The organism is Winslowiella toletana (genome assembly GCF_017875465.1).
GTDB classification, from domain to species: Bacteria; Pseudomonadota; Gammaproteobacteria; order Enterobacterales; family Enterobacteriaceae; genus Erwinia; species Erwinia toletana.
The window spans coordinates 2643761-2669313 of record NZ_JAGGMQ010000001.1; the positions used below are offsets into that span (position 1 = coordinate 2643761).

Sequence of the window (25553 nt, forward strand, 5' to 3'; positions counted from 1 at the left end):
GCATGACAAGATTGAGCTGTAAAGTGACCTCGGTTGAAGCGATTACCGATACCGTTTACCGGGTGCGACTGGTGCCGGAAGCTGATTTCAGCTTCCACGCTGGCCAGTATCTGATGGTAGTGATGGATGAGCGTGATAAGCGCCCGTTCTCGCTGGCGTCGACGCCAATGGAAAAAGATATTATCGAACTGCATATCGGCGCTTCTGAACTGAACCTCTACGCGATGGCGGTAATGGAGCGCATTCAGCAGCAGCGCGAAATTACCGTTGATATTCCTCATGGTGACGCCTTCCTGCGCGAAGAGGGCAGCCGCCCGTTGATTCTGATCGCCGGTGGTACAGGCTTCTCCTATGCGCGCTCCATTCTGCTGACCGCGCTGGCGCAGCAGCCGCAGCGCGATATCGCCATTTACTGGGGCGGCCGTGAGCTGAAACATCTGTATGATCTGGAGGAGCTTAACGCGCTGGCGGTGAAGCATCCGAATCTGAAGGTGATTCCGGTGGTTGAGCAGCCTGAAGCGGGCTGGCCAGGTCGCAGCGGTACGGTATTAACTGCGGTGATGCAGGATTACGGCACCCTTAGTGAGCACGATATCTATATTGCCGGTCGCTTTGAGATGGCGAAAATCGCCCGTGAGCGTTTTTGTGCCGAGCGTGGCGCGCTGGAAGCGCATATGTATGGCGATGCTTTTGCCTTTATCTGATCTGGAGGGCGGCGATAACGCCGCCCCTACAGTAAAGCGGGTGTAGGGGCGGCGTTATCGCCGCCCGTTTGCAGAGTAAATCAGACGCGTTCGAACACCGTCGCAATGCCCTGGCCGAGGCCAATACACATGGTCGCCAGACCAAACTGCGCATCACGACGTTCCATCAGGTTAAGCAGGGTGGTGCTGATACGCGCGCCTGAGCAACCCAGCGGGTGACCCAGAGCAATCGCGCCGCCGTTGAGATTCACCTTCTCATCGATCTTATCCAGTAAATTTAAATCCTTAATACACGGCAGCGTCTGCGCGGCAAAGGCTTCATTAAGCTCAAACAGATCGATATCCGTGATCTCCAGTCCGGCACGTTTTAGCGCCAGCTGCGAGGCAGGCACCGGGCCATAACCCATAATCGACGGATCACAGCCGACCACCGCCATTGAGCGGATGCGCGCACGGGCGGTTAGACCCAGTTCGGCAGCGCGGGATTCACTCATAATCAGCATTGCCGCCGCACCATCGGATAGTGCCGATGAGCTACCGGCGGTCACTGTGCCATTCGCCGGATCAAAGGCCGGTTTCAGCGCCGCCAGACCGGTAACGGTGGTTTCCGGACGAATAACTTCATCAAAATCATAGCGTTTCAGTACGCCGTCAGCATCATGGCCAGAGGTCGCCACAATCTCCGACTTAAAATGACCCGCCTGGGTTGCTGTCCAGGCGCGCTGATGCGAGCGGGCGGCAAATTCATCCTGCATTTCACGGCTGATATGATGGATGCGCGCCAGCATTTCCGCGGTCAGCCCCATCATTCCGGCCGCTTTCGCCACCGTGCGGCTCAGCCCCGGATGGAAATCAACGCCGTGGCTCATCGGCACATGGCCCATATGCTCGACGCCGCCAATCAGGCAGGCACGCGCGTCACCGACCATAATCGCGCGCGCCGCGTCATGCAGCGCCTGCATCGAAGAACCACAAAGCCGGTTGACGGTGGTGGCCGGAACACGATGGGGGATCTCCGCCAGCAGCGCCGCATTACGCGCAATATTAAATCCCTGTTCCAGCGTCTGCTGTACGCAGCCCCACCAGATATCGTCGAGGGAGGCGGCGGGCAGCGCCGGGTTACGGCTCAGCAATGCGCGCATCAGATGCGCGGAGAGATCTTCCGCACGCAGATGACGGAATGCGCCGCCTTTTGAGCGGCCCATCGGCGTGCGGATTGCATCAACAATGACTACCTTTTCCATTCTGTTCTCCTCACGCCGTTTTCAGGGCTGCATCAGTCAGCGGTCGGGCTGGCGGATACCAGCTCTCGTTGCTCTGAGCTTTGTGTTTAATCGCTTCGGCGGGCTGATACAGCGCGCCCAGCGCGGCGAACGCCTGCGCCTGGGCGATAAACTGCGCATTGCCAAGCGTATCGAGATAGCGGAACACGCCGCCGTGGAACGGCGGGAAGCCAAGTCCGTAGACCAGCGCCATATCCGCTTCCGCCGGGCTGGCGATAATGCCTTCCTCAAGGCAGCGCACCACCTCATTGATCATCGGGATCATCATGCGCGCGATAATTTCGTCGTCGCTAAATGCCCGCGGTGGCTGGCAGACCTCCTGCAACAGAGTGTCAACGCTGGCATCCGCCACTTTTTTCGCTTTGCCTTTCTTATCCGTTTCCCAGCTCCAGAAACCGTGCTGATTTTTCTGTCCGAAGCGTCCGGCATCAAACATCACATCAATAGCGTCGCGGTAATCTTTTTTCATCCGCGTCGGGAAGCCATCGGCCATCACACTCTGCGCATGGTGAGCGGTATCAATGCCGACCACATCCAGCAGCCAGGCGGGACCCATCGGCCAGCCAAATTTTTTCTCCATCACTTTGTCGATCTGACGGAAATCGGCGCCATCACGCAACAGCAGGCTAAAACCGGCAAAGTAAGGGAACAGCACGCGGTTCACAAAGAAGCCCGGGCAGTCGTTGACCACAATCGGCGTTTTGCCCATCTTGCTGGCCCAGGCGACCACCTTCGCCAGCGTGGCGTCGGAAGTCTTCTCTCCGCGCACCACTTCGACCAGCGGCATACGCGGTACCGGATTAAAGAAGTGCATACCGCAGAAATTTTCCGGCCGCTGCAGTGACTGCGCCAGCAGGCTGATTGGAATGGTCGAGGTGTTGGAAGCGAGAACGGTGTCGCTGCGTACCTTGCTCTCGGTTTCCGCCAGCACCGCGGCTTTGACCTTCGGATTCTCCACTACCGCTTCCACCACCACATCGGCGCGTTGAAAACCGCTGTAATCCAGCGCTGGCTGGATAGTAGCAATCACGCTGGCGAGTTTCAGGCCGTCGATTTTGCCGCGCTCAAGCTGCCTGTTAAGCAGCTTCGCCGCTTCATTCATGCCCAGCGTCAGCGATTGCTCACTGATATCTTTCATAATGACCGGCACGCCTTTCCAGGCCGACTGATAAGCGATGCCGCCGCCCATAATGCCGGCGCCCAGCACTGCCGCCTGTTGGGGGAGCTCGCTATCGCGCGTCAGTTTTTTCGCTTTGCTTTTTACATACTGATCGTTAAGGAAGATACCGACCAGCGCCCGCGCCACATCTGAGCGCGCCAGCGGCACAAACGCGCGGGTTTCCAGCTGTAACGCTTCATCGCGTCCCAGTCCGGCTGCGGCTTCAATGGTTTTCACCGCCGTGAGCGGCGCCGGATAGTGTTTACCGGCGCTCTGCATCACCATACTTTTGGCGATGGTAAAGCTCATGGCGGCTTCCACTGCGCTGAGTTTTAACGGTTCCAGTTTTGGCTGACGCCGCGCGCGCCAGCTTTGTGGTTCGGCAATCGCCTCTTTCAGCATCGCAATAGCGCCGTCACGCAGTTTTTCCGGCGCCACCACCGCATCCACCAGGCCAATCGCCAGCGCCTGGTTAGCATCAACATCTTTACCCGCGGCGATAATTTCTAAGGCGCTATCGGCGCCCAGCAGGCGCGGCAGACGTACCGAACCACCAAAGCCTGGCATAATGCCCAGTTTGGTTTCCGGCAGACCAATGCGCGCATCGTGACTGGCAATGCGTAAATCAGTCGCCAGCACGCATTCGCAGCCACCGCCCAGTGCATAGCCACTGATGGCCGCGATGGTCGGCACCGGCAGGTCTTCCAGACGATTAAATATGCTGTTGGCAAAAATCAGCCACTGTTCAAGCTTGTCTGCCGGTGCGGCAAACAGCGATAAGAATTCGGTAATATCCGCGCCAACGATAAAGGCCGGTTTCGCTGAGCTCAGCAGCAGGCCTTTCAGTGCCGGTTGTTGCTCCAGTACCGCAATGGCTGCGCCGAGACTGGCAACGGTTTGGGTATCCAGCTTATTCACCGAGCCGGGCGCGTCAAATACCAGCTCGGCGATGCCATCGTCCAGCCAGTCAAGTGAAAGGGTTTCGCCTTGGTAGAGCATGTCAGTCTCCTGAAACAGCGATAAAGGGATCTGGTCATACCAGATGATCTGGAGTGTGGGTTTGATGTTAATTATTTGCAAATGGAAGTTTGCTTATTTGCTAACAAGATCACAGCTGCGGCAAAACGGCATCGGGCAATTGGCTGTGATAAGATGCGGGCACTTTTTCGTGCATCGGAGAGAAGTTAATGGACTCACTGGTTACGCTCTATAAAGATCATATTTCTGTGCTGCAGCAGCGTGCGCAGCAACTGCTGGCTCGCTTTAAGCTTGACGCCATGCTGATCCATTCCGGGGAATTACTGACGGTCTTCCTTGATGATCACAGCTATCCCTTTAAAGTAAATCCGCAGTTCAAAGCCTGGGTGCCGGTAACGCAAGTGCCTAACTGCTGGCTGTGGGTGGATGGCGTCAACAAGCCAAAGCTGTGGTTCTATTCGCCGGTTGATTACTGGCATAACGTTGAACCGTTGCCGGACAGTTTCTGGACCGACGAAATCGAGATTATCCAGCTGAAAAACGCTGACGAGATTGCACAGCTGCTGCCCGCGCAGCGGCAGAATGTGGCCTATATTGGCCCGGCACCACAACGTGCAGCGCAGCTGGAGATTCAGTCTGACCGCGTCAATCCGCAGGGCGTACTGGATTATCTGCACTATCATCGTTCTTATAAAACCGATTACGAGCTGGCCTGTATGCGCCAGGCGCAGAAGGTGGCAGTGCTGGGGCATCGTGCGGCGAAGGAAGCATTCCTCTCCGGTATGAGTGAATTTGATATCAATATCGCTTACCTGACGGCGACCGGCCACCGCGATACCGATGTGCCCTATGGCAATATTATCGCGCTGAACGAACACGCGGCGGTGCTGCATTACACTCAGCTCCAGCATCAGGCGCCGGAACGGCAACTTAGCTTCCTGATCGATGCCGGTGCGGAATATAACGGTTATGCCGCGGATTTAACCCGTACTTATGCCGCGCAGGGCGATAGTCAGTTTGCGGAGCTGGTAAAAGATCTTAATGACGAAGAGCTGGCGCTGATTGATACGCTGAAGGCAGGGGTACGCTATACCGACTACCATGAGCAGATGCACCATCGCATCGCCACACTTTTGCTGAAGCATCAACTGGTCAGCGGGCTTAGCGCCGAGGCGATGGTCAAAGAGAATCTGACCGGACCTTTCCTGCCGCACGGTCTGGGACATCCGCTGGGTCTGCAGGTACATGATGTTGCGGGCTTTATGCAGGATGACCACGGTACTCATCTGGCGGCGCCAGCGCAGTATCCTTATCTGCGCTGCACGCGTGTGCTGGAACCGCGTATGGTGCTGACTATCGAACCGGGCCTCTACTTTATCGAATCTTTGCTGGCCCCATGGCGTGCAGGCAAATTTAGTCAACACTTCGACTGGGATCGTATCGAGGCGCTGAAGCCGTATGGCGGCATTCGTATTGAAGACAATGTGGTGATTTACGACAATCGTATAGAAAATATGACGCGTGATCTGAATCTTGCCTGATGGATGCTTATGACATTCCCGCTGAGCCGCTAAGCGTCAGCGAGGAAACGATCAAAAAAAGCCGTTTTATTACGTTGCTGGCGCACACCGACGGTATTGAAGCGGCGCGTGCGTTTGTTCAGCAGGTTAAAAGTGACCATCCCTCCGCCCGGCATCACTGCTGGGCATGGGTGGCTGGCGCGCCCAATGATTCGCAGCAGCTGGGTTTCTCTGACGATGGTGAACCCTCCGGCACCGCAGGAAAACCGATGCTGGCGCAACTGATGGGAAACAATATCGGCGAAATCACCGCGGTGGTGGTGCGTTACTACGGTGGTATTCAGCTTGGCACCGGTGGGCTGGTCAAAGCCTATGGCGGCGGTGTTCAGCAGGGATTAAAACAGCTGGCGCGGGTGCAGAAAGTGCCGATGCGCACTTTTGGCCTGTGCTGTGACTATGCGCAGCTGGGCGATATTGAACACATGATTCAGCGCTTTGATGGCAAGTTGCTGGACAGTGAATTTTCAGATGTGGTGACCCTCAGTCTGGCGCTGCCTTATGCGCAGATTGAGGGATTCACGCAAAATTTGTCAGATTTTAGCCGGGGCTCGCTGCAGCTTATTCCGGTAAAACTATAACTCTCATTCTATTTGTCAGGTTAAGGAAACGGCTGGATGCATATTCGTGCCATTACCCGCATCGTCGGTTTGCTGGTCATTCTGTTTTCCGGAACGATGATTGTCCCCGGTTTGGTGGCGTTGATTTATCGCGATGGAGCAGGGCGCGCCTTCAGTCAGACGTTCTTTATGGCACTGATTATCGGCGCACTGCTGTGGTGGCCGAATCGTAAGCAGAAGAGCGAGTTAAAACCGCGTGAAGGCTTTCTGATTGTCGTGCTGTTCTGGACCGTGCTGGGCAGCGTGGGGGCGATGCCGTTTATCTTCTCCGAACAACCTAATCTGAGTATCACCGACGCGTTTTTTGAATCCTTTTCCGGTTTAACCACTACCGGGGCGACTACGCTGGTGGGGCTGGACTCATTGCCGAAAGCAATTCTGTTCTACCGCCAGATGTTGCAGTGGCTCGGTGGTATGGGGATCATTGTGCTGGCGGTGGCGATTCTGCCAATCCTTGGCGTCGGCGGCATGCAGCTGTATCGCGCGGAAATGCCCGGCCCATTAAAAGATAACAAGATGCGCCCGCGTATTGCGGAAACCGCCAAAACCCTGTGGCTGATCTATGTGTTGCTGACCGTGGCCTGTGCGCTGGCGCTGTGGCTTGCCGGAATGTCACTGTTCGACGCCATTGGCCATAGCTTCTCCACCATCGCCATTGGCGGCTTTTCTACGCATGATGCCAGCATCGGTTATTTTAACAGTCCCACCATTAACACCATTATCGCCATTTTCCTGCTGATTTCCGGTTGTAACTACGGTTTGCACTTCTCGTTATTGAGTGGGCGTAACCTGCGTGTTTACTGGCGTGATCCTGAGTTCCGCATGTTTATCGGCGTGCAGCTGACGCTGGTAGTGGTCTGTACCCTGGTGCTGTGGTTCCATGATGTTTACCAGACCGGCATGCAAACCCTGAATCAGGCATTTTTCCAGGTGGTGTCGATGGCCACCACCGCCGGATTTACCACTGACAGTATCGCGCGCTGGCCGCTGTTTCTGCCGGTGCTGTTATTGTGTTCCGCCTTTATCGGTGGCTGCGCCGGTTCCACCGGTGGTGGTCTGAAAGTGATCCGTATTCTGCTGCTGTTTAAGCAGGGATCGCGTGAACTGAAAAGACTGGTGCACCCGAATGCGGTGTACACCATTAAGCTGGGCAATCGCGCACTACCGGAACGGATCCTCGAAGCGGTATGGGGATTCTTCTCCGCCTATGCGCTGGTGTTTATTCTCAGCATGCTGGCGATTATTGCCACCGGCGTCGATGATTTCTCTGCGTTTGCAGCGGTTGCGGCTACGCTTAATAACCTCGGCCCGGGCCTTGGAGTCGTTGCCGACAACTTCACGTCGATGAATGACGTGGCGAAATGGATTTTGATTGTCACGATGCTGTTTGGGCGTCTTGAAGTATTCACGCTGTTGGTGCTGTTTACCCCAACATTCTGGCGTGAATAAAACCACGAGTAAAAACTATGAAAGCGCTTATTCTTTTTTCCAGCCGTGAAGGCCAGACGCGTGAAATCGCCTCTTATATCGCTAACAGTATTAAAGAGGAGATGGAGTGTGATGTGTTTAATATTCTGCGGGTCGAACAGATCGACTGGTCGCAGTACGATCGCGTGTTGATTGGTGGCTCCATCCACTATGGTCATTTCCATCCGGCGGTGGCGAAATTCGTTAAACGCCATCTGCATGAATTGCAGCAACGCTCCAGCGGCTTTTTCTGCGTTAACCTGACCGCACGCAAAGCAGATAAGCGGACGCCGCAAACCAACGCCTATATGCGTAAGTTCTTATTACAGTCGCCATGGCAGCCTGATTGTTGCGCGGTATTTGCCGGCGCGCTGCGCTATACGCGTTATCGCTGGTTTGATCGAGTGATGATTCAGCTGATTATGCGGATGACTGGTGGCGAAACCGATACCTCGAAAGAAGTGGAATATACCGACTGGACGCAAGTGGCTCGTTTTGCTCAGGAATTCGCTCATTTACCAGGCAAAACGCAGTAAAAGCCCGCGCTTTGTCGAAAATTACGTCGCTCAGTCATTTTTTTATAATAAACACTTGTCACCCGCCAGAAATTCCCTATACTGCGCCTCCACTGACACGGAACAACGGCTTACACAGCGCGGTGTCGGGAGGTTCGGGAAGCGAGTTAATCGGTTCTGAACCGCCGGAGAAAAACTTCTGAAAACGGGGTTGACTCTGAGGGAGGAAAGCGTAATATACGCCACCTCGCAGCAGCAGACGAAGTCGCTAATTGCACTGCTCTTTAACAATTTATCAGACAATCTGTGTGGGCACTCGCAGGGTTGATATCGCAAACCATCCCCGGATGGAAAAAATTTGAAATATCAAGTCTCAAGAGTGACTACTATATTCATTACGAATAACAGTTTTAATTCTTTGAGCATCAAGCTTTTTAATTGAAGAGTTTGATCATGGCTCAGATTGAACGCTGGCGGCAGGCCTAACACATGCAAGTCGGGCGGTAGCACAGAGGAGCTTGCTCCTTGGGTGACGAGCGGCGGACGGGTGAGTAATGTCTGGGGATCTGCCCGATGGAGGGGGATAACTACTGGAAACGGTAGCTAATACCGCATAATCTCGCAAGAGCAAAGTGGGGGACCTTCGGGCCTCACACCATCGGATGAACCCAGATGGGATTAGCTAGTAGGTGGGGTAACGGCTCACCTAGGCGACGATCCCTAGCTGGTCTGAGAGGATGACCAGCCACACTGGAACTGAGACACGGTCCAGACTCCTACGGGAGGCAGCAGTGGGGAATATTGCACAATGGGCGCAAGCCTGATGCAGCCATGCCGCGTGTATGAAGAAGGCCTTCGGGTTGTAAAGTACTTTCAGCGGGGAGGAAGGCGATGTGGTTAATAACCGCGTCGATTGACGTTACCCGCAGAAGAAGCACCGGCTAACTCCGTGCCAGCAGCCGCGGTAATACGGAGGGTGCAAGCGTTAATCGGAATTACTGGGCGTAAAGCGCACGCAGGCGGTCTGTTAAGTCAGATGTGAAATCCCCGGGCTCAACCTGGGAACTGCATTTGAAACTGGCAGGCTAGAGTCTCGTAGAGGGGGGTAGAATTCCAGGTGTAGCGGTGAAATGCGTAGAGATCTGGAGGAATACCGGTGGCGAAGGCGGCCCCCTGGACGAAGACTGACGCTCAGGTGCGAAAGCGTGGGGAGCAAACAGGATTAGATACCCTGGTAGTCCACGCCGTAAACGATGTCGACTTGGAGGTTGTGCCCTTGAGGCGTGGCTTCCGGAGCTAACGCGTTAAGTCGACCGCCTGGGGAGTACGGCCGCAAGGTTAAAACTCAAATGAATTGACGGGGGCCCGCACAAGCGGTGGAGCATGTGGTTTAATTCGATGCAACGCGAAGAACCTTACCTGGCCTTGACATCCACGGAATTCGGCAGAGATGCCTTAGTGCCTTCGGGAACCGTGAGACAGGTGCTGCATGGCTGTCGTCAGCTCGTGTTGTGAAATGTTGGGTTAAGTCCCGCAACGAGCGCAACCCTTATCCTTTGTTGCCAGCGCGTGATGGCGGGAACTCAAAGGAGACTGCCGGTGATAAACCGGAGGAAGGTGGGGATGACGTCAAGTCATCATGGCCCTTACGGCCAGGGCTACACACGTGCTACAATGGCGCATACAAAGAGAAGCGAACTCGCGAGAGCAAGCGGACCTCATAAAGTGCGTCGTAGTCCGGATCGGAGTCTGCAACTCGACTCCGTGAAGTCGGAATCGCTAGTAATCGTAGATCAGAATGCTACGGTGAATACGTTCCCGGGCCTTGTACACACCGCCCGTCACACCATGGGAGTGGGTTGCAAAAGAAGTAGGTAGCTTAACCTCCGGGAGGGCGCTTACCACTTTGTGATTCATGACTGGGGTGAAGTCGTAACAAGGTAACCGTAGGGGAACCTGCGGTTGGATCACCTCCTTACCTATGTGAAGATGCCCCGCGCAGTGCCCACACAGATTGTCTGATGAAAGTAACGAGCAGAAAAAACCTCTACAGGCTTGTAGCTCAGGTGGTTAGAGCGCACCCCTGATAAGGGTGAGGTCGGTGGTTCAAGTCCACTCAGGCCTACCAAATTTGTATTCATGCTGCGTTATGCACTCGGTCGTTTACCAGAGTAAACTTCCCTCCTGCATGCCTTGCCTGAATCCAAATTAACATTCGTGTTCTTAAACGGATGTGACTCCTGGTGAGTGGTAGTAAAGGTCTCTGCAGTAACTGTATGGGGCTATAGCTCAGCTGGGAGAGCGCCTGCCTTGCACGCAGGAGGTCAGCGGTTCGATCCCGCTTAGCTCCACCATACCGTTACTAAAAAATACTTCAGAGCACACCGGCAACGGTATGCTGCGAAGTATTATGCTCTTTAAAAATCCGGAACAAGCTGAAAATTGAAACGATATGTCGTCTCATTTCTCCGTAATAAGAAATGAAGCACGATATATTCGAGTCTCTCAAATGCTTGCAGCTCTGAAGAGTCGAAAGACACTTCCGGGTTGTGAGGTTAAGCGACTAAGCGTACACGGTGGATGCCCTGGCAGTCAGAGGCGATGAAGGGCGTGCTAATCTGCGATAAGCGACGGTAAGCCGATATGAGGCGCTATACCCGTCGATACCCGAATGGGGAAACCCGGTGCACTACGGTGCATCATCGTTAAGTGAATACATAGCTTAACGAGGCGAACCTGGGGAACTGAAACATCTAAGTACCCAGAGGAAAAGAAATCAACCGAGATTCCCCCAGTAGCGGCGAGCGAACGGGGAACAGCCCAGAACCTGAATCAGTTTGTGCGTCAGTGGAAGCGTCTGGAAAGTCGCAGGGTACAGGGTGATACTCCCGTACACAAAGGCACACTTGCTGTGAGTTCGATGAGTAGGGCGGGACACGTGACATCCTGTCTGAATATGGGGGGACCATCCTCCAAGGCTAAATACTCCTGACTGACCGATAGTGAACCAGTACCGTGAGGGAAAGGCGAAAAGAACCCCGGCGAGGGGAGTGAAACAGAACCTGAAACCGTGTACGTACAAGCAGTGGAAGCCCTCTTCAGGGGGGTGACTGCGTACCTTTTGTATAATGGGTCAGCGACTTATATTCTGTAGCAAGGTTAACCGTATAGGGGAGCCGCAGGGAAACCGAGTCTTAACTGGGCGTTAAGTTGCAGGGTATAGACCCGAAACCCGGTGATCTAGCCATGGGCAGGTTGAAGGTTGGGTAACACTAACTGGAGGACCGAACCGACTAATGTTGAAAAATTAGCGGATGACTTGTGGCTGGGGGTGAAAGGCCAATCAAACCGGGAGATAGCTGGTTCTCCCCGAAAGCTATTTAGGTAGCGCCTCGTGAACTCATCTCCGGGGGTAGAGCACTGTTTCGGCTAGGGGGCCATCCCGGCTTACCAACCCGATGCAAACTGCGAATACCGGAGAATGTTATCACGGGAGACACACGGCGGGTGCTAACGTCCGTCGTGAAGAGGGAAACAACCCAGACCGCCAGCTAAGGTCCCAAAGTCATGGTTAAGTGGGAAACGATGTGGGAAGGCACAGACAGCCAGGATGTTGGCTTAGAAGCAGCCATCATTTAAAGAAAGCGTAATAGCTCACTGGTCGAGTCGGCCTGCGCGGAAGATGTAACGGGGCTAAACCATGCACCGAAGCTGCGGCAGCGACGCGTATGCGTTGTTGGGTAGGGGAGCGTTCTGTAAGCCGTCGAAGGTGGACTGTGAGGTCTGCTGGAGGTATCAGAAGTGCGAATGCTGACATAAGTAACGATAAAGCGGGTGAAAAGCCCGCTCGCCGGAAGACCAAGGGTTCCTGTCCAACGTTAATCGGGGCAGGGTGAGTCGACCCCTAAGGCGAGGCTGAAAAGCGTAGTCGATGGGAAACAGGTTAATATTCCTGTACCCGGTGTTACTGCGAAGGGGGGACGGAGAAGGCTATGTTAGCCGGGCGACGGTTGTCCCGGTTTAAGCGTGTAGGCTTGCGTTCCAGGCAAATCCGGAACGCTTTAAGGCTGAGGCGTGATGACGAGCCACCACGGTGGTGAAGTAACAAATGCCCTGCTTCCAGGAAAAGCCTCTAAGCATCAGGTAACATCGAATCGTACCCCAAACCGACACAGGTGGTCAGGTAGAGAATACCAAGGCGCTTGAGAGAACTCGGGTGAAGGAACTAGGCAAAATGGTGCCGTAACTTCGGGAGAAGGCACGCTGCTGGTAGGTGAACCCCCTCGCGGGCGGAGCCGAAGGCAGTCGAAGATACCAGCTGGCTGCAACTGTTTATTAAAAACACAGCACTGTGCAAACACGAAAGTGGACGTATACGGTGTGACGCCTGCCCGGTGCCGGAAGGTTAATTGATGGGGTTATCCGCAAGGAGAAGCTCTTGATCGAAGCCCCGGTAAACGGCGGCCGTAACTATAACGGTCCTAAGGTAGCGAAATTCCTTGTCGGGTAAGTTCCGACCTGCACGAATGGCGTAATGATGGCCAGGCTGTCTCCACCCGAGACTCAGTGAAATTGAACTCGCTGTGAAGATGCAGTGTACCCGCGGCAAGACGGAAAGACCCCGTGAACCTTTACTACAGCTTGACACTGAACATTGAGCCTTGATGTGTAGGATAGGTGGGAGGCTTTGAAGCGTGGACGCCAGTCTGCGTGGAGCCAACCTTGAAATACCACCCTTTAATGTTTGATGTTCTAACCTGGCCCCGTAATCCGGGGTGGGGACAGTGTCTGGTGGGTAGTTTGACTGGGGCGGTCTCCTCCTAAAGAGTAACGGAGGAGCACGAAGGTCAGCTAATCACGGTCGGACATCGTGAGGTTAGTGCAATGGCATAAGCTGGCTTGACTGCGAGAGTGACGGCTCGAGCAGGTGCGAAAGCAGGTCATAGTGATCCGGTGGTTCTGAATGGAAGGGCCATCGCTCAACGGATAAAAGGTACTCCGGGGATAACAGGCTGATACCGCCCAAGAGTTCATATCGACGGCGGTGTTTGGCACCTCGATGTCGGCTCATCACATCCTGGGGCTGAAGTAGGTCCCAAGGGTACGGCTGTTCGCCGTTTAAAGTGGTACGCGAGCTGGGTTTAGAACGTCGTGAGACAGTTCGGTCCCTATCTGCCGTGGGCGCTGGAGAATTGAGAGGGGCTGCTCCTAGTACGAGAGGACCGGAGTGGACGCATCACTGGTGTTCGGGTTGTCATGCCAATGGCATTGCCCGGTAGCTAAATGCGGAAAAGATAAGCGCTGAAAGCATCTAAGCGCGAAACTTGCCTCGAGATGAATTCTCCCTGACTCCTTGAGAGTCCTGAAGGGACGTTGAAGACTACGACGTTGATAGGCCGGGTGTGTAAGCGCAGCGATGCGTTGAGCTAACCGGTACTAATGACCCGTGAGGCTTAACCTTACAACACCAGAAGTGTTTTGGTGAGCGTTATGAGAGACGCGAAAATTTTCAGCTTTGTTCCCCGGATACAAGAATCTGCATAAACGAAAGATTTTGTGCTGAAGCAAGGCGGCAAACGAGACGGCATGAAGGAGCATACAGAAGTATGTGACTGAGTGACGCGAGAGCGGCCAACGCAGCAGCAGCGCAAAAGATTCGTTTAGTGCCCAAGAATTTGCCTGGCGGCTTTAGCGCGGTGGTCCCACCTGACCCCATGCCGAACTCAGAAGTGAAACGCCGTAGCGCCGATGGTAGTGTGGGGTCTCCCCATGCGAGAGTAGGGAACTGCCAGGCATCAAATAAAGCGATAACCCTTATGCGAAAGCATAAGGGTTTTTTGCGTTTGTATGTCACTAAACCTGCCACAATCCTCGCCTTTTATGCAACGAAGGCATCAACAATCGGGTAAACTGTGCGCAGATAAATCAGTAAAGGCACAGTCATGTCCCGCGATACCCATTCATTAAAGTCCTTTAATACGTTCGGAATTGACGCCAGCGCGCAACAAATCACCATCGCCGAGACGGTGGCAGAGTTGTCTGAAGCATGGGAAGCGAGCCAGAAGGCGCAACTTCCTTTTCTGCTGCTGGGCGAAGGTAGTAATGTTCTCTTCCTTGAAAACTATACCGGCGTTGTGGTGGTCAACCGGCTTAAAGGCATCAAAGTTACCGAGGATGATGATGCATGGTATCTGCATGTCGGCGCTGGTGAAAACTGGCATGGGCTGGTCGAGTACAGCCTGAAAAATGGCTTCTCAGGTTTAGAAAACCTTGCCCTGATCCCTGGTTGCGTGGGGTCGGCGCCGATCCAGAATATCGGAGCTTATGGTGTAGAACTGAATCAGGTCTGCGATTACGTTGATGTTCTCAATCTGCGAAGTGGAGAGATTGAACATATTTACGCGGCAGAATGCCAGTTTGGCTATCGCGACAGCGTATTTAAACACCATTATCGTGATGGCTATGCCATTGTTGCGGTGGGTTTGCGCCTGAATAAGGTCTGGCAGCCAGTGATGACCTACGGTGAATTAACCAAACTGGATCCGGCTACGGTAACGCCGCAGGAAATTTTTGATGGTGTATGTCAGATGCGCCGTAGCAAACTCCCCGATCCGCAGGTAACCGGCAATGCCGGCAGTTTTTTCAAAAATCCGGTGGTGAGCGCTGAGCAGGCTGCAACGATAGCCAGCGAGTTTCCCAATATTCCGCAGTATTTACAGACCACTGGCCAGGTAAAACTGGCGGCGGGTTGGTTAATCGACCAGTGTGCGCTTAAAGGTTACAGTAACGGCGGCGCTGCGGTTCACCGTCAGCAGGCGTTGGTGATAATTAATCAACAGAATGCCACCGGCCAGGATATTGTCTCGCTGGCGCATGAAATTCGCCAGCGTGTCGGTGAGAAATTTAATGTCTGGCTCGAGCCTGAAGTGCGCTTTATGGGCGCCACAGGCGAAAAAGATGCTGTCGAGGTGATTGCATGAAAGATAATACTGTCCCCCTGGCTCTGGTCAGCATCTTAGCTGATGGCGAGTTTCACTCAGGTGAACATCTTGGCGAAACTCTGGGCATGAGCCGCGCGGCCATCAATAAGCATATTCAGACCTTAAAAGACTGGGGGCTGGATGTTTTTACGGTGACAGGAAAAGGTTACAGCCTTTCTGCGCCACTCCAGTTATTGAATGAAGAGAGCATAGCCCGGCAGTTAGATCAGAACCGTGTCGCGGTTATTCCGGTAATTGATTCTACTAATCAGTACCTGATGGATCGCATGGACTCCCTGCAGTCGGGTGATGCCTGCGTTGCCGAATACCAGCAGGCCGGACGCGGACGTCGTGGACGTCAGTGGTTCTCGCCGTTCGGTTCCAACCTCTACTTATCGATGTACTGGCGTCTGGAGCAGGGGCCTGCAGCGGCAATGGGGCTGAGCCTGGTTATCGGTATTGTGATGGCGGAAGTCCTGAAAGAGCTGGGCGCTGCCGGGGTCAAAGTAAAATGGCCTAATGATATCTATCTGCAGGATCGCAAACTGGCCGGTATCCTGGTTGAACTGACTGGTAAAACCGGTGATGCCGCACAACTCGTGATTGGGGCGGGCCTTAATCTGGCAATGCGCTCAGCAGATGCCGCGGTAGTCAATCAAGGCTGGATCACGTTGCAGGAGGCCGGGATCAATATTGATCGTAATGTACTCACTGCGTTATTAGTTAATAAAATGCGCCATACGCTGCTGGAATTTGAACGCGATGGCCTGACGCCATTTATTGAGCGCTGGTCAGTGCTGGATAATTATCTCAATCGCCCGGTGAAATTGCTGATTGGCGATCGTGAGGTTCTGGGGATCGCCCGCGGTATTGATCAGCAGGGAGCCCTGTTACTGGAACAGGATGGCGTCATCAAAGCCTGGGTTGGCGGAGAGATCTCTCTCCGACCACAGCAATAATATCGATTCCGCTGGAGGCTTTAATGCCTCCGGCTAAATTAAAGCCGACGACATCTCTTATTCCCCCGCCGGTGATGAAGCCGTCTCATTTTGCGCAATATACCATCGCAGCGAGTTCGATATCGGGGTTGGAGCGACAATAACTCTATTTTGATCAACAAGCTTTAGCAACAGACTGCGGGTTTGATAGATTCCCATGTCACAATCTTCAGCGAGAACTCTGGTGCTAACCCATTCATTAAACTCTGGCGGTGGTTGCTGCTGGCAACGTCTGTGCAGGGCATAATATAGCTCTTCCAGCAGGATAATACGTTTTCTCTCTCTGCTTGTTGTCGCGCTAGCCACGCGCTTTTTTTTCTCTGACCAGCTAATGGCATCTTCTGTCTGTAATAGCAGGTCAGAAGCCTGAGGCTGTAAAGGTAAATTTCCATTTCTCATAAATAGCGAACTCCTTATCCAATGAACTAGTAGAGATACGAATCAAGACAGTTCTTATAAATCCCTTTCAACAATTACTTATGATGACACCAGCCTTTGCAAAGAGCGGGTGTGGGCGATATTGTAGACTGTAAACGGTTTTGATGAACTAATATTTTTATTAAAGTAAATTGATCAGGATTTCATGCTAATATAATTATATTTGCGACTTCTTGTATCGTAATTAATTAAAAACTTAAATTTAATAAGTGAAAAGTTTTGTATTTTCCAGGCGTAAAGAAAATTCTTTTAAAATCTTATCCTTCTTTGTAAGGTTTGCCTGACAGATTTAGGTGAATGATATGAGGAGTAAATAATAGTTTGTTAATTGTTTTACTGCTTAGTATTAAGCAGTGTTTTTATTAGTGGAATCTAAAAATTGCAGAGGATTTTTCTGCGGATTTATGTCACACAACTACGCAATAAAATAAATCTGTTTTGTCATTATTTTCAAAAGCAAAACATACTTTTTATGAATAATGGAATTACTTTACAAAGGAAAGAGAAGTAATGAAATTCAGAGAAAAAACGGTGGCCGCAATCATGATAATGGGTTATGTCTTTGCCGCTAATGCCGCAGATTCGGGTCATGGCACTGTGACTTTTCAGGGCGCCATTATTGATGCGCCCTGCTCAATCAATCCGGATAGCATCGATCAAACTATCAACCTTGGACAAATTTCGGCGGCAGCACTGTCAGCCAGCGGTAAGACTGGATCCTCAATACCCCGTCCTTTCCAGATCAAGCTGGAAAACTGCACTACGGCAACATTAAGTACAGTACAGACTAAATTCACTGGTGCTGCATCAGCCTATGATAAAGACAGCCTGGCGCTTAGCGGCAGCGCAAGCGGGGCGAGTATTGTCATGCTCGATGGCAGCAATGAGAAAGTGAAACTGAATGTCGCCACCACGCCTCAGACTCTGCAGGATGGACACAATACGTTGAACTTTAATGCCTATTTGCAAGGCGGCGGTAGTTCCGCAACTATTGTGCCTGGCGAATTCAACAGTATCACGAATTTCACCCTCGCTTATCAGTAAGCCAGAAAAGACATATGGGGAGATCTCCATATGTCTTTTCATGTTGTCAGGCGGATGAATTACAGACGTAATTCATCTGTAATGAGAATTTCTCTGACGCTAATGAATTTTACTCTGTCAGGATTATCAGGCGCGAATTGCGCCAGAAAACGATGGGCATGTAGCACGCCAGGGAGAGCACGCGTATTCAGAGGCGCTGTGTATTCTTATTTCAGCGCAGGCTGAACAGGATCTGAGAATGAGATGATAACAGCAGAACCGTTCAGGCTTGATAACGACTAAAAACAAGTAGTTATTAAAAATGATTGCTAAGAACAATGGATGTTTTAATCTTTTTAGAAATTTTTTGAAGTTATTTTTATTTTCTTTGCTAACAATCAGCCGATCAGGAAGCGCAGAAGATATTCAATTTAATACCGATATGATGGATGTAAAGGATCGGGAGAATATTGATATTGGGCAGTTCTCGCGCCGGGGTTTTATCATGCCGGGTACCTATCAGATGGCCATTTTGCTTAACCGGCAGGAACTGGCGGAGCAGGAGGTCGCTTTCTATCCGCCGGATGATAATCCTGCTGGCAGCGAAGCCTGCCTGACTCGTAAGGATGTGGCTGCATTCGCTATCAAAGCTGAGTTGCTGAGCAAACTGACCTGGTGGCATCAGGGGCAATGCCTGAATATCTCCAGCATTGCGGGTATGGAGGTACATGGCGACCTGGGCTATGCGTTGCTTACGGTGAAAATCCCTGAAGCCTGGCTGGAGTACCGATCGCCGGACTGGGATCCTCCTTCGCGCTGGGATGAGGGTATTCCGGGAGTGCTGCTGGATTACAACCTTAATCTGCAAGCGATTGAACAATATCAGTATGGCAGCAAAGATTATAATCTCAGCGGCAATGGCGTAACCGGCGTGAATCTTGATGCCTGGCGTCTGCGCGCAGACTGGCAGGGCAGCGCAGCGCATACCAGCGGAAGCGAAGAAAGCATGCAGCAGTCATTCGACTGGAGTCGCTACTATGCCTGGCGTGCGCTGCCAGCCCTGCGGGCGCGTCTCACCCTTGGCGAGGATTACCTTAACTCCGCCATTTTCGATAGCTTCCGTTTTGCTGGCCTGAGCCTTAACTCGGACGACAGTATGTTGCCCCCGGGGCTGCGTGGCTATGCGCCAGAAATCACCGGTGTCGCCAGAACCAATGCAAAAGTGGTCGTGAGCCAACAGGAGCGCGTACTGTATGAGACCCAGGTTCCTGCCGGACCCTTTCGTATTCAGGATCTTGCTGATGCAGTCGCCGGCAAGTTAGATGTGCGTATTGAAGAGCAGGATGGCGCTGCCCAGCATTTTCAGGTTGATACTGCCACTATTCCTTATCTTACCCGACCAGGCATGGTGCGCTACAAACTGGCCGCAGGCAAACCGGCTGTTGGCACTCATCAGCTTGCGGATCCAACATTTGCCTCCGGTGAGTTCTCTTGGGGGGTTGCGAATGGGTGGTCAGCCTATGGCGGCACTATTCTGGGCGGCGATTATAATGCGTTCTCCGCCGGGATTGGGCGGGATCTGTTTGCCTTTGGGGCGGTTTCGCTTGATACAACGCTGTCACGTGCGGCTTTGCATGGCGATGAGACATTAACCGGCAACTCCTGGCGTCTGAGTTGTTCCAAACGTTTTGACGAAACAGCGAGTCAGATCACCTTTGCTGGCTATCGTTTTTCCGATCACGATTTTATGACGATGACAGACTATCTTGACGCCGTTGCTACCGGCGTGCCGGCAAATAAAAGTAAGCAGCTCTATACCGTTACTTTTAATCAGCAGTTGCCAGAGTGGGGAGTTGGCGCATATCTGAACTACAGCCATCAAACATGGTGGGACCGCTCTGCCAGTGATCGCTATGACGTTACGCTATCGCGCTATTTTGACCTTGGAAACTGGAAAAACATTAACGCTTCGCTGGCGGCGTATCGTAATAAGTTTCGTAACAGTAATGATGATGGCGGCTGGATCTCTGTCTCTTTGCCGTTCGGCCCGCAATCAACTTTGAGCTACAACCTCTCTGCACGTAATCAGCGCTATGAACAGATGATCGGCTATTTCAGACACCTTGATGAGCATAACAAATATCAGTTAACTGCCGGTGCGACCCGGGAGGGGGGAATGGCCAGCGGATTCTATTTCCATGAAGCGGACAGCGCGCAACTTAATGCCAATGCCAGCTATCAGAATGGACGTTATGCCTCTGCTGGACTGTCGGCACAGGGAGGAGCAACACTGACGCTGCAGGGTGGGGCGTTGCATCGCACCTCTATTGCTGGCGGCACTCGCTTGCTGGTTGATAGTGATGGTGTCGCGGACGTGCCGGTGCGCGGCTATGGCAGCCCAACAAAGACCAATGCCTTTGGTAAAGCGGTAATTAGCGACGTTAACAGTTATTACCGCAATAGCGCGCGCATTGATGTTGAAGCGCTGTCTGACAATGTTGAGGCGTCACGCTCTGTTGTGCAAGCCACTTTGACAGAGGGGGCTATTGGTTATCGTAAATTCAATGTGATTGCCGGTCAGAAAGCGATGGCCAATATTCGCCTTGAGGGCGGTCATCCGCCACCGTTTGGCGCGCTGGTGCGCAATGAGAAAAAGCAGCAGACGGGTATGATCGGTGATGACGGCAGTGTCTGGCTGAGTGGTATTCGTGCTGGAGAGAAAATGTCGGTTGAGTGGGGAGAGGGTGCAAGGTGTTACGTGGAAATGCCTGCTGAGCTGCCGCAGCCGCTATTATCTGAGCTGCTGCTACCCTGCCGCGCATAAAGCGTAATCGAAAAGGAAGTGGGTGTAATGCCCCGTTTAATCACCGTTATAAGGATGAATAGCGTTATATGAATCAGAAGTGGTCAGGTAAAGCAGCGGCGATGGTATCGCTGCTGGTCATCAGTACGTCTTCAGCATTGGCTGCCATTGCTCTGGATCGTACCAGGGTGATCTACAACGCCGATGATAAGGCGGTAAGTCTGGCTATCAGTAATGAAAACAAAAAATTACCCTATTTAGCGCAGGGCTGGTTGGAGAATGAGCATGGTGAGAAAATCAGTTCGCCACTACTGGTATTGCCCCCGTTGCAGCGTGTTGAACCTGGGGAAAAAGGACAGATAAAAATACAGGCTCTGCCTGCGGCGGAACTGTTGCCTCACGACCGTGAAACGCTTTTTTATTTCAACCTGCGCGAAGTGCCTCCGCGCAGTGATAAGCCCAATACCCTGCAAATTGCGCTGCAAACCAGCATTAAGCTGTTTTATCGGCCGCAGGCGATTGTGGTGAAAGACACGGCGCGTGGTGATCCCTGGCAGCATCAACTGACGCTGACTCAGCTTGGCGATCGGTACGAGGTACATAATCCCACGCCTTATTACATCACCCTGGTGGATGCAAAACCTCGTGCATCCAGACATAGTGTCGCCGGGTTTGAGCCGGTGATGATTGCACCGCACAGCAAGGCGTTACTGGGTGGTAGTGTCGCCCTGCTGGGGCATGAACCGGTGCTGACCTATGTCAATGACTACGGTGGCAGACCGGAGCTGCTGTTTCGTTGCGCTGAAAAGTCCTGCCGCGTGCAGGTTAAGAGTTAAATGCCCTTAATTTCGCGGCATGGAGAAAAGCATAATGGATCAATGCAAACAATCCTTTCACCCGGCCAGAGTGGTATTGCTGCAATGTTGTGGCGTGCTGGCGGCCATTCTGTTTAGCGGTTTGAGTCCTGCCAGGCCGGCACCACAACAGCAACTTACCCTGCGTGTAACGCTTAATGCCCCGGCCTGTAATATCAACCAGGGGCAAGCTATCAATGTTGATTTTGGTAATGACCTTTTTGTTACCCAGGTGAAAGCGGAAAATTATAAACAGCCGATTAGTTTTAGCCTGAGCTGTAACGCCTGGACTCCGGTTACGATGCGCCTGCGGTTTGAGGGAACAACTGCACAATTTGATTCCGGGGTGCTGGCCACTACGATGCACGATTTGGGCATCAAACTGCTGCAGGGAAGTGGCGGCGGAACGCCATTAAGGCCTGGTAGCTGGCTCAATTTTGACCGCACAACTGGAATACCAACGTTACAGGCGGTACTGGTTCAACGTTCGGGGTCAACGCTGGCTGCCGGTGAGTTTAGTGGCGTCGCCACACTGGTCGTGGAGCATATATGAAGCTGACGCAATACCGCCTGGGTTGCTGGACGTTGCTACTCTGCATCACGCTGATACAAAGTGCGACTCATGCCGAATCTGTTGCGGTGAATTTCCGCGGGACACTTATTGAGCCGCCCGCTTGCACCATCAACGGCGGTCAGCGTATTGATATCGAATTTGGCAATGTAAGAGATGAGCTGATCGATGGGCAGAATTATATCCAGGCCATCAATTATCAACTCAATTGCCCTGATGCTCCCGCGCCATTGATACTAACTTTAAGTATACAGGGCGGTCTGGCTGAGTTTGATCCAACGGCGGTCAATACTAATCTCAGGGAGTTGGGGATAAGAGTATTGCATGATGGGATACCGCTGGAAATAAATACGCCGATTATGCTGGATATCACACGTCCGCCGCTGTTGCAGGCGGTTCCGGTTAAGCGTAACGGCACCACGTTATCTCCGGGGCGATTTGCCGCCGTGGCGACGCTATATGCCGGGTATTTGTAGAAGCGACCAAATTTTAAACGGATTATTATTATTCAAAGCAGGGCAAACGGAATGCGTATAAGTTGTGAAAGGGTGGCTGGCGCCGCGATATTAATCATCCTGATGCTGCTACCTGCCAGATCGGTAAATGCCGGGGCCTATGTTTTTCCCCTCTCTTTTACTAACAATCAGGTTGCCCATAAGCTGGTGAGCTGGGATGAGAACGACATCGACCTTAATCCCTGTTATGGCTGGCCCAGTTGTTATATCGGACTGGATGTCATGTACAGCAGCCATGCACCCAGTATGTACTCCAGCTGTGCGCTCAATAAACACTGCATTCGTATTGAGAACTACCGTACGCGCAAAGAGGTAATGGAAGCCTGGCGTAGCGCGCTGGGAATTCCTTTCTCCGGTAGTTTTACGGTCCAGAACGCTACCGCCCGATGTGTTGGCCTGTTCTATATTGATCAACCGAAGCAGCCCGCACCTGAAAATTATACTGCGGTAAGGTTTCCCGGTTCGGTGTGCAGCGAACTGCCGCCAGTTAACCAGGCATGCCATGTAGAGTTACAGCCGGAAATTGATTTTGGTGTGCTGACCAGCGACATGATTAACAATCAGAGCAGGGAGATCACCGGCCAGCTCTATTGCGCGTTAACTGGCCAGATTACCCTGTTTGGAGAGTCTCTGCTGGGGGAGCGTAATATCTACTTTGATGGCGCGCTGAGGAACTTCTACGCTAACCTGAGTATTGATAATCAGGATGCCTCGGGCGGCGTAAGATTCACCTTGCCCGGTAACAATATCAGGCAGAACTTCTCCCTTAAAGCGACACTGTTTGCGGCAACGCCACCTGATGCCGGCAGTTACGCTGGCAGCGCTATTGTGTATATCGCTTATCTTTGACTGGCGGGAGTAACAGGCATTGCCGTGCGTTGCTGCAATGCCTGTTAGTGGCGGGAAACTATTTACGTAACCGCACGCACTCCACGGCGTGATCAGCGCTTTTGGTCATAATCAGACTGGCACGTTCACGAGTTGGCAAGATATTCTCTTTCAGATTCAGCCAGTTAATCTCTTTCCATAACTGCATGGCGATGCCCACTGCTTCCTCTTCAGAAAGCTGCGCATAGTGATGGAAATAGGAGTCCGGATCGGTAAAGGCGCCCTCACGGAACTTGAGGAAGCGATTGATATACCAGGTTTCCAGTAACTGTTCCGGCGCATCAACATAGATTGAAAAATCGACGAAATCGGAAACGAAAACGTGATGAGGATCGTGTGGATAATCCATGCCGGTTTGCAGCACATTCAACCCTTCCAGAATCAGAATATCAGGCTGCTGCACCACCTTATCGCCATCAGGAATTACATCATAAATCAGATGCGAATAGACCGGGGCGGTAACCTGTGATGCGCCGGATTTCAGGTCAGAGACAAAATTGACCAGTCGATGCATATCATAGGATTGCGGGAACCCTTTCTTCTTCATCAGGCCACGTTGCTTCAGCACATCATTCGGGTGCAGGAAGCCATCGGTGGTAATCAGCTCAACGCGACGATGCTCCGGCCAGCGGCTCAGCAGCGCCTGCAGAACGCGCGCGGTAGTGCTTTTGCCAACCGCTACGCTGCCGGCAATACTGATGATATATGGCACCTTTTGACCATCAGTTCCGAGAAACTGCTCGAGAACCGCCTGGCGGCGCACGTTGGAATTAATATAGAAATTCAGCAGACGTGACAACGGCAGATAGATCTCTGCCACTTCTTCCAGTGAGAGATCTTCGTTAATACCTTTCAGACGGGTAATTTCTTCTTCTGAAAGTGTCATTGGCACGGAGTCACGTAACGCAGCCCACTGGGTTCGGTTGAACTCTAAATAGGGTGTAGTTACCGGGAAATCTTTTTTGCTCATATGCATGCTTCTGCCAGCAAATATTTACCAGTCAGGACGTTGCCGTAGCGTTGGCGGAGGCCACCATTACTCTTATTAGCTTACGTAGTCAGGTAAATTTCAGAAAACAATGCGCAGGAGGTTAACACCAGTATGGCGGGAAAAAGAAGGAAAAAGATAAATGCGCGGACGCAATCGCAACGGCGCCCGCATTTTTTAAATTTAGTTAGCTGGCAACAGAGCGTATCAGCTGGTTAACCGCAAACAGCTTCTTGTAATAGATCACTGCCGGGTAGTAATAGCCATCACTGGCGCTGGCATAGTCCGGAATTTCACCAATGCAGCGATAGCCCTGCGCCCGATAAAAAGCCTCGGCTGGCGAATCCGCGCGTGTATTCAGAAATAGCAGGCCCCGCTGCAGCTCTGCCGCGCTGTTTTCCAGCGTATTGATCAGCATCTTCGCCATCCCCTGCCGCCGGGCGCGCGTATGCACCAATAGATTTTGAATTTCAGCGCGGTTCTGGCCATCAGGTTTCTGGCAAATTTCCAGCTGCACGCTGCCAGTCACACCCTGCGCGTCACGCGCAATCCACAGCAGTCTTTCACCTTTAGCCATATCTGAGCGCAGGCTATGAAAATAGCTCTCTGCTTCTTCGCGCGTTTTAAGTTGCTGATAGCCTGGTGGCGCGTTGCTGGCGACAGCATCAATTAACAGAGCGGCCAGTTCGCTACGATAGTGGGGTAAGGTGGTTGCATTGAGTAATACTGTTTTCATGCGATCTCCTCCTTTAGTGACTTGCTTAATCCGATGCAATAAGCGATCCAGGCCATAAGTACGCATGATGATTGGGAATAGCGCCAGATTCATTGCTGAAAGATGCACTATCAATGCACAGCATGACGATTAGTGGTGCAATTAATATCTTTTGTATGAATAATAAGCGGTCGCTGCGGCGGGAAAAGAAAGTTCACTCAGCAAACGTCATCGTGGCTGGCAGCAAAACCGCCTGCAATCAGCTTTTACTGGACGATTTTTCTCCATTAAAGCGTGAATTTGCGAACTTTTGCACAAATAGTAAGCGATAGCGCATTTATCGCAATTTTTTTGTTGCATCCAGCGCCCGCACTTCCTAGAATGCGCTCCACTTGATGCCGGCTTAGCTCAGTTGGTAGAGCAACTGACTTGTAATCAGTAGGTCACCAGTTCGATTCCGGTAGCCGGCACCATCAA

Annotated in this window: 18 protein-coding genes, 3 tRNA genes and 3 rRNA genes; 19 read left to right on the plus strand and 5 right to left on the minus strand. The window is 52.4% G+C overall.

From position 1 onward, the window contains the following. Positions 1 to 2: 2 nt before the first annotated feature. Complete coding sequence (fre, locus tag J2125_RS12345) at positions 3 to 704, plus strand: NAD(P)H-flavin reductase (protein WP_017800690.1); 702 nt, start codon at positions 3 to 5, stop codon at positions 702 to 704. An 80-nt stretch (positions 705 to 784) separates the two neighbouring features. On the opposite strand, the gene fadA is transcribed toward fre, so the two are convergent. Then, complete coding sequence (fadA, locus tag J2125_RS12350; protein WP_017800691.1) at positions 785 to 1948, minus strand: acetyl-CoA C-acyltransferase FadA; 1164 nt, start codon at positions 1946 to 1948, stop codon at positions 785 to 787. Positions 1949 to 1958: 10 nt separating this feature from the next. Further along, the gene (gene fadB, locus J2125_RS12355) at positions 1959 to 4145 is read right to left on the minus strand and encodes a fatty acid oxidation complex subunit alpha FadB (RefSeq protein ID WP_017800692.1); all 2187 of its coding nucleotides are present in this window, start codon (positions 4143 to 4145) and stop codon (positions 1959 to 1961) included. Between the two features lie 188 nt (positions 4146 to 4333). On the opposite strand from fadB, the gene pepQ reads away from it, so the two are divergent. From pepQ to birA, 11 genes are all read left to right on the plus strand, one after another. After that, complete coding sequence (pepQ, locus tag J2125_RS12360) at positions 4334 to 5665, plus strand: Xaa-Pro dipeptidase (protein WP_017800693.1); 1332 nt, start codon at positions 4334 to 4336, stop codon at positions 5663 to 5665. After that, positions 5665 to 6282: an IMPACT family protein gene (locus J2125_RS12365; protein ID WP_017800694.1), complete on the plus strand. Its 618-nt coding sequence runs from the start codon at positions 5665 to 5667 to the stop codon at positions 6280 to 6282. The genes pepQ and J2125_RS12365 overlap by 1 nt, the downstream gene beginning before the upstream one ends. Positions 6283 to 6318: 36 nt before the next feature. Then, a complete protein-coding gene (gene trkH / locus J2125_RS12370; RefSeq protein WP_017800695.1) occupies positions 6319 to 7770 on the plus strand; it encodes a Trk system potassium transporter TrkH in 1452 nt (483 codons plus the stop codon). Between the two features lie 17 nt (positions 7771 to 7787). Then, on the plus strand, positions 7788 to 8324 hold the full coding sequence (gene hemG / locus J2125_RS12375) for a menaquinone-dependent protoporphyrinogen IX dehydrogenase (RefSeq protein ID WP_017800696.1): 537 nt from the start codon (positions 7788 to 7790) through the stop codon (positions 8322 to 8324). Positions 8325 to 8738: 414 nt separating this feature from the next. Then, a 16S ribosomal RNA gene (locus tag J2125_RS12380) occupies positions 8739 to 10281 on the plus strand. 73 nt (positions 10282 to 10354) lie between these two features. Then, positions 10355 to 10431, plus strand: a tRNA-Ile gene (locus J2125_RS12385). Between the two features lie 150 nt (positions 10432 to 10581). Then, positions 10582 to 10657 (plus strand) — tRNA-Ala (locus J2125_RS12390). Between the two features lie 199 nt (positions 10658 to 10856). Next, positions 10857 to 13764, plus strand: a 23S ribosomal RNA gene (locus J2125_RS12395). Positions 13765 to 13981: 217 nt separating this feature from the next. Next, positions 13982 to 14097, plus strand: a 5S ribosomal RNA gene (gene rrf, locus J2125_RS12400). The 16S, 23S and 5S rRNA genes sit together here with 2 tRNA genes alongside, the layout of an rRNA operon. 148 nt (positions 14098 to 14245) lie before the next feature. Then, positions 14246 to 15283: a UDP-N-acetylmuramate dehydrogenase gene (gene murB / locus J2125_RS12405; protein WP_017803064.1), complete on the plus strand. Its 1038-nt coding sequence runs from the start codon at positions 14246 to 14248 to the stop codon at positions 15281 to 15283. Beyond that, entirely contained in the window at positions 15280 to 16242 is a 963-nt protein-coding gene (birA, locus tag J2125_RS12410) for a bifunctional biotin--[acetyl-CoA-carboxylase] ligase/biotin operon repressor BirA (protein ID WP_017803065.1), read from the plus strand. Before murB ends, birA begins: the two co-directional genes overlap by 4 nt. A 57-nt stretch (positions 16243 to 16299) precedes the next feature. Here birA and J2125_RS12415 read toward each other — a convergent pair whose 3' ends face one another. Further along, positions 16300 to 16680 carry a hypothetical protein gene (locus tag J2125_RS12415; protein ID WP_017803066.1) on the minus strand — a complete coding sequence of 127 codons (381 nt, stop codon included), beginning with the start codon at positions 16678 to 16680 and terminating at the stop codon, positions 16300 to 16302. A gap of 549 nt (positions 16681 to 17229) precedes the next feature. On the opposite strand from J2125_RS12415, the gene J2125_RS12420 reads away from it, so the two are divergent. The 6 genes from J2125_RS12420 (at position 17230) to J2125_RS12445 (ending at position 23334) form a co-directional block, all read left to right on the plus strand. After that, positions 17230 to 17763, plus strand: a complete 534-nt coding sequence (locus J2125_RS12420; protein ID WP_017803067.1) for a fimbrial protein — start codon at positions 17230 to 17232, stop codon at positions 17761 to 17763. Between the two features lie 301 nt (positions 17764 to 18064). Next, complete coding sequence (locus J2125_RS12425; protein ID WP_083865667.1) at positions 18065 to 20566, plus strand: outer membrane usher protein; 2502 nt, start codon at positions 18065 to 18067, stop codon at positions 20564 to 20566. Positions 20567 to 20634: 68 nt separating this feature from the next. Next, entirely contained in the window at positions 20635 to 21381 is a 747-nt protein-coding gene (locus J2125_RS12430; protein ID WP_017803069.1) for a fimbria/pilus periplasmic chaperone, read from the plus strand. A 34-nt stretch (positions 21382 to 21415) separates the two neighbouring features. Beyond that, on the plus strand, positions 21416 to 21952 hold the full coding sequence (locus J2125_RS12435; protein ID WP_157819478.1) for a fimbrial protein: 537 nt from the start codon (positions 21416 to 21418) through the stop codon (positions 21950 to 21952). Beyond that, positions 21949 to 22446, plus strand: a complete 498-nt coding sequence (locus tag J2125_RS12440) for a fimbrial protein (RefSeq protein WP_017803071.1) — start codon at positions 21949 to 21951, stop codon at positions 22444 to 22446. Before J2125_RS12435 ends, J2125_RS12440 begins: the two co-directional genes overlap by 4 nt. 51 nt (positions 22447 to 22497) lie before the next feature. Further along, positions 22498 to 23334, plus strand: a complete 837-nt coding sequence (locus J2125_RS12445) for an MrpH family fimbial adhesin (protein WP_157819479.1) — start codon at positions 22498 to 22500, stop codon at positions 23332 to 23334. Between the two features lie 58 nt (positions 23335 to 23392). Here J2125_RS12445 and coaA read toward each other — a convergent pair whose 3' ends face one another. Both coaA and J2125_RS12455 read right to left on the minus strand, forming a co-directional pair. Then, entirely contained in the window at positions 23393 to 24343 is a 951-nt protein-coding gene (coaA, locus tag J2125_RS12450; RefSeq protein ID WP_017803073.1) for a type I pantothenate kinase, read from the minus strand. Between the two features lie 205 nt (positions 24344 to 24548). Then, on the minus strand, positions 24549 to 25097 hold the full coding sequence (locus J2125_RS12455) for a GNAT family N-acetyltransferase (protein ID WP_017803074.1): 549 nt from the start codon (positions 25095 to 25097) through the stop codon (positions 24549 to 24551). A 376-nt stretch (positions 25098 to 25473) separates the two neighbouring features. Here J2125_RS12455 and J2125_RS12460 point away from each other — a divergent pair. Continuing rightward, positions 25474 to 25549, plus strand: a tRNA-Thr gene (locus J2125_RS12460). Positions 25550 to 25553: the final 4 nt, after the last annotated feature.

Bases quoted from the DNA above. Each gene is read 5' to 3' on its own strand.
- J2125_RS12415 (WP_017803066.1), bottom strand. From the start codon at position 16,680: ATGAGAAATGGAAATTTACCTTTACAGCCTCAGGCTTCTGACCTGCTA.
- fre (WP_017800690.1), top strand. From the start codon at position 3: ATGACAAGATTGAGCTGTAAAGTGACCTCGGTTGAAGCGATTACCGAT.
- murB (WP_017803064.1), top strand. From the start codon at position 14,246: ATGTCCCGCGATACCCATTCATTAAAGTCCTTTAATACGTTCGGAATT.
- trkH (WP_017800695.1), top strand. From the start codon at position 6,319: ATGCATATTCGTGCCATTACCCGCATCGTCGGTTTGCTGGTCATTCTG.
- J2125_RS12455 (WP_017803074.1), bottom strand. From the start codon at position 25,097: ATGAAAACAGTATTACTCAATGCAACCACCTTACCCCACTATCGTAGC.
- J2125_RS12365 (WP_017800694.1), top strand. From the start codon at position 5,665: ATGGATGCTTATGACATTCCCGCTGAGCCGCTAAGCGTCAGCGAGGAA.
- J2125_RS12440 (WP_017803071.1), top strand. From the start codon at position 21,949: ATGAAGCTGACGCAATACCGCCTGGGTTGCTGGACGTTGCTACTCTGC.
- J2125_RS12420 (WP_017803067.1), top strand. From the start codon at position 17,230: ATGAAATTCAGAGAAAAAACGGTGGCCGCAATCATGATAATGGGTTAT.
- fadB (WP_017800692.1), bottom strand. From the start codon at position 4,145: ATGCTCTACCAAGGCGAAACCCTTTCACTTGACTGGCTGGACGATGGC.
- coaA (WP_017803073.1), bottom strand. From the start codon at position 24,343: ATGAGCAAAAAAGATTTCCCGGTAACTACACCCTATTTAGAGTTCAAC.
- fadA (WP_017800691.1), bottom strand. From the start codon at position 1,948: ATGGAAAAGGTAGTCATTGTTGATGCAATCCGCACGCCGATGGGCCGC.
- J2125_RS12430 (WP_017803069.1), top strand. From the start codon at position 20,635: ATGAATCAGAAGTGGTCAGGTAAAGCAGCGGCGATGGTATCGCTGCTG.
- pepQ (WP_017800693.1), top strand. From the start codon at position 4,334: ATGGACTCACTGGTTACGCTCTATAAAGATCATATTTCTGTGCTGCAG.
- J2125_RS12425 (WP_083865667.1), top strand. From the start codon at position 18,065: ATGATTGCTAAGAACAATGGATGTTTTAATCTTTTTAGAAATTTTTTG.
- J2125_RS12435 (WP_157819478.1), top strand. From the start codon at position 21,416: ATGGATCAATGCAAACAATCCTTTCACCCGGCCAGAGTGGTATTGCTG.
- birA (WP_017803065.1), top strand. From the start codon at position 15,280: ATGAAAGATAATACTGTCCCCCTGGCTCTGGTCAGCATCTTAGCTGAT.
- hemG (WP_017800696.1), top strand. From the start codon at position 7,788: ATGAAAGCGCTTATTCTTTTTTCCAGCCGTGAAGGCCAGACGCGTGAA.
- J2125_RS12445 (WP_157819479.1), top strand. From the start codon at position 22,498: ATGCGTATAAGTTGTGAAAGGGTGGCTGGCGCCGCGATATTAATCATC.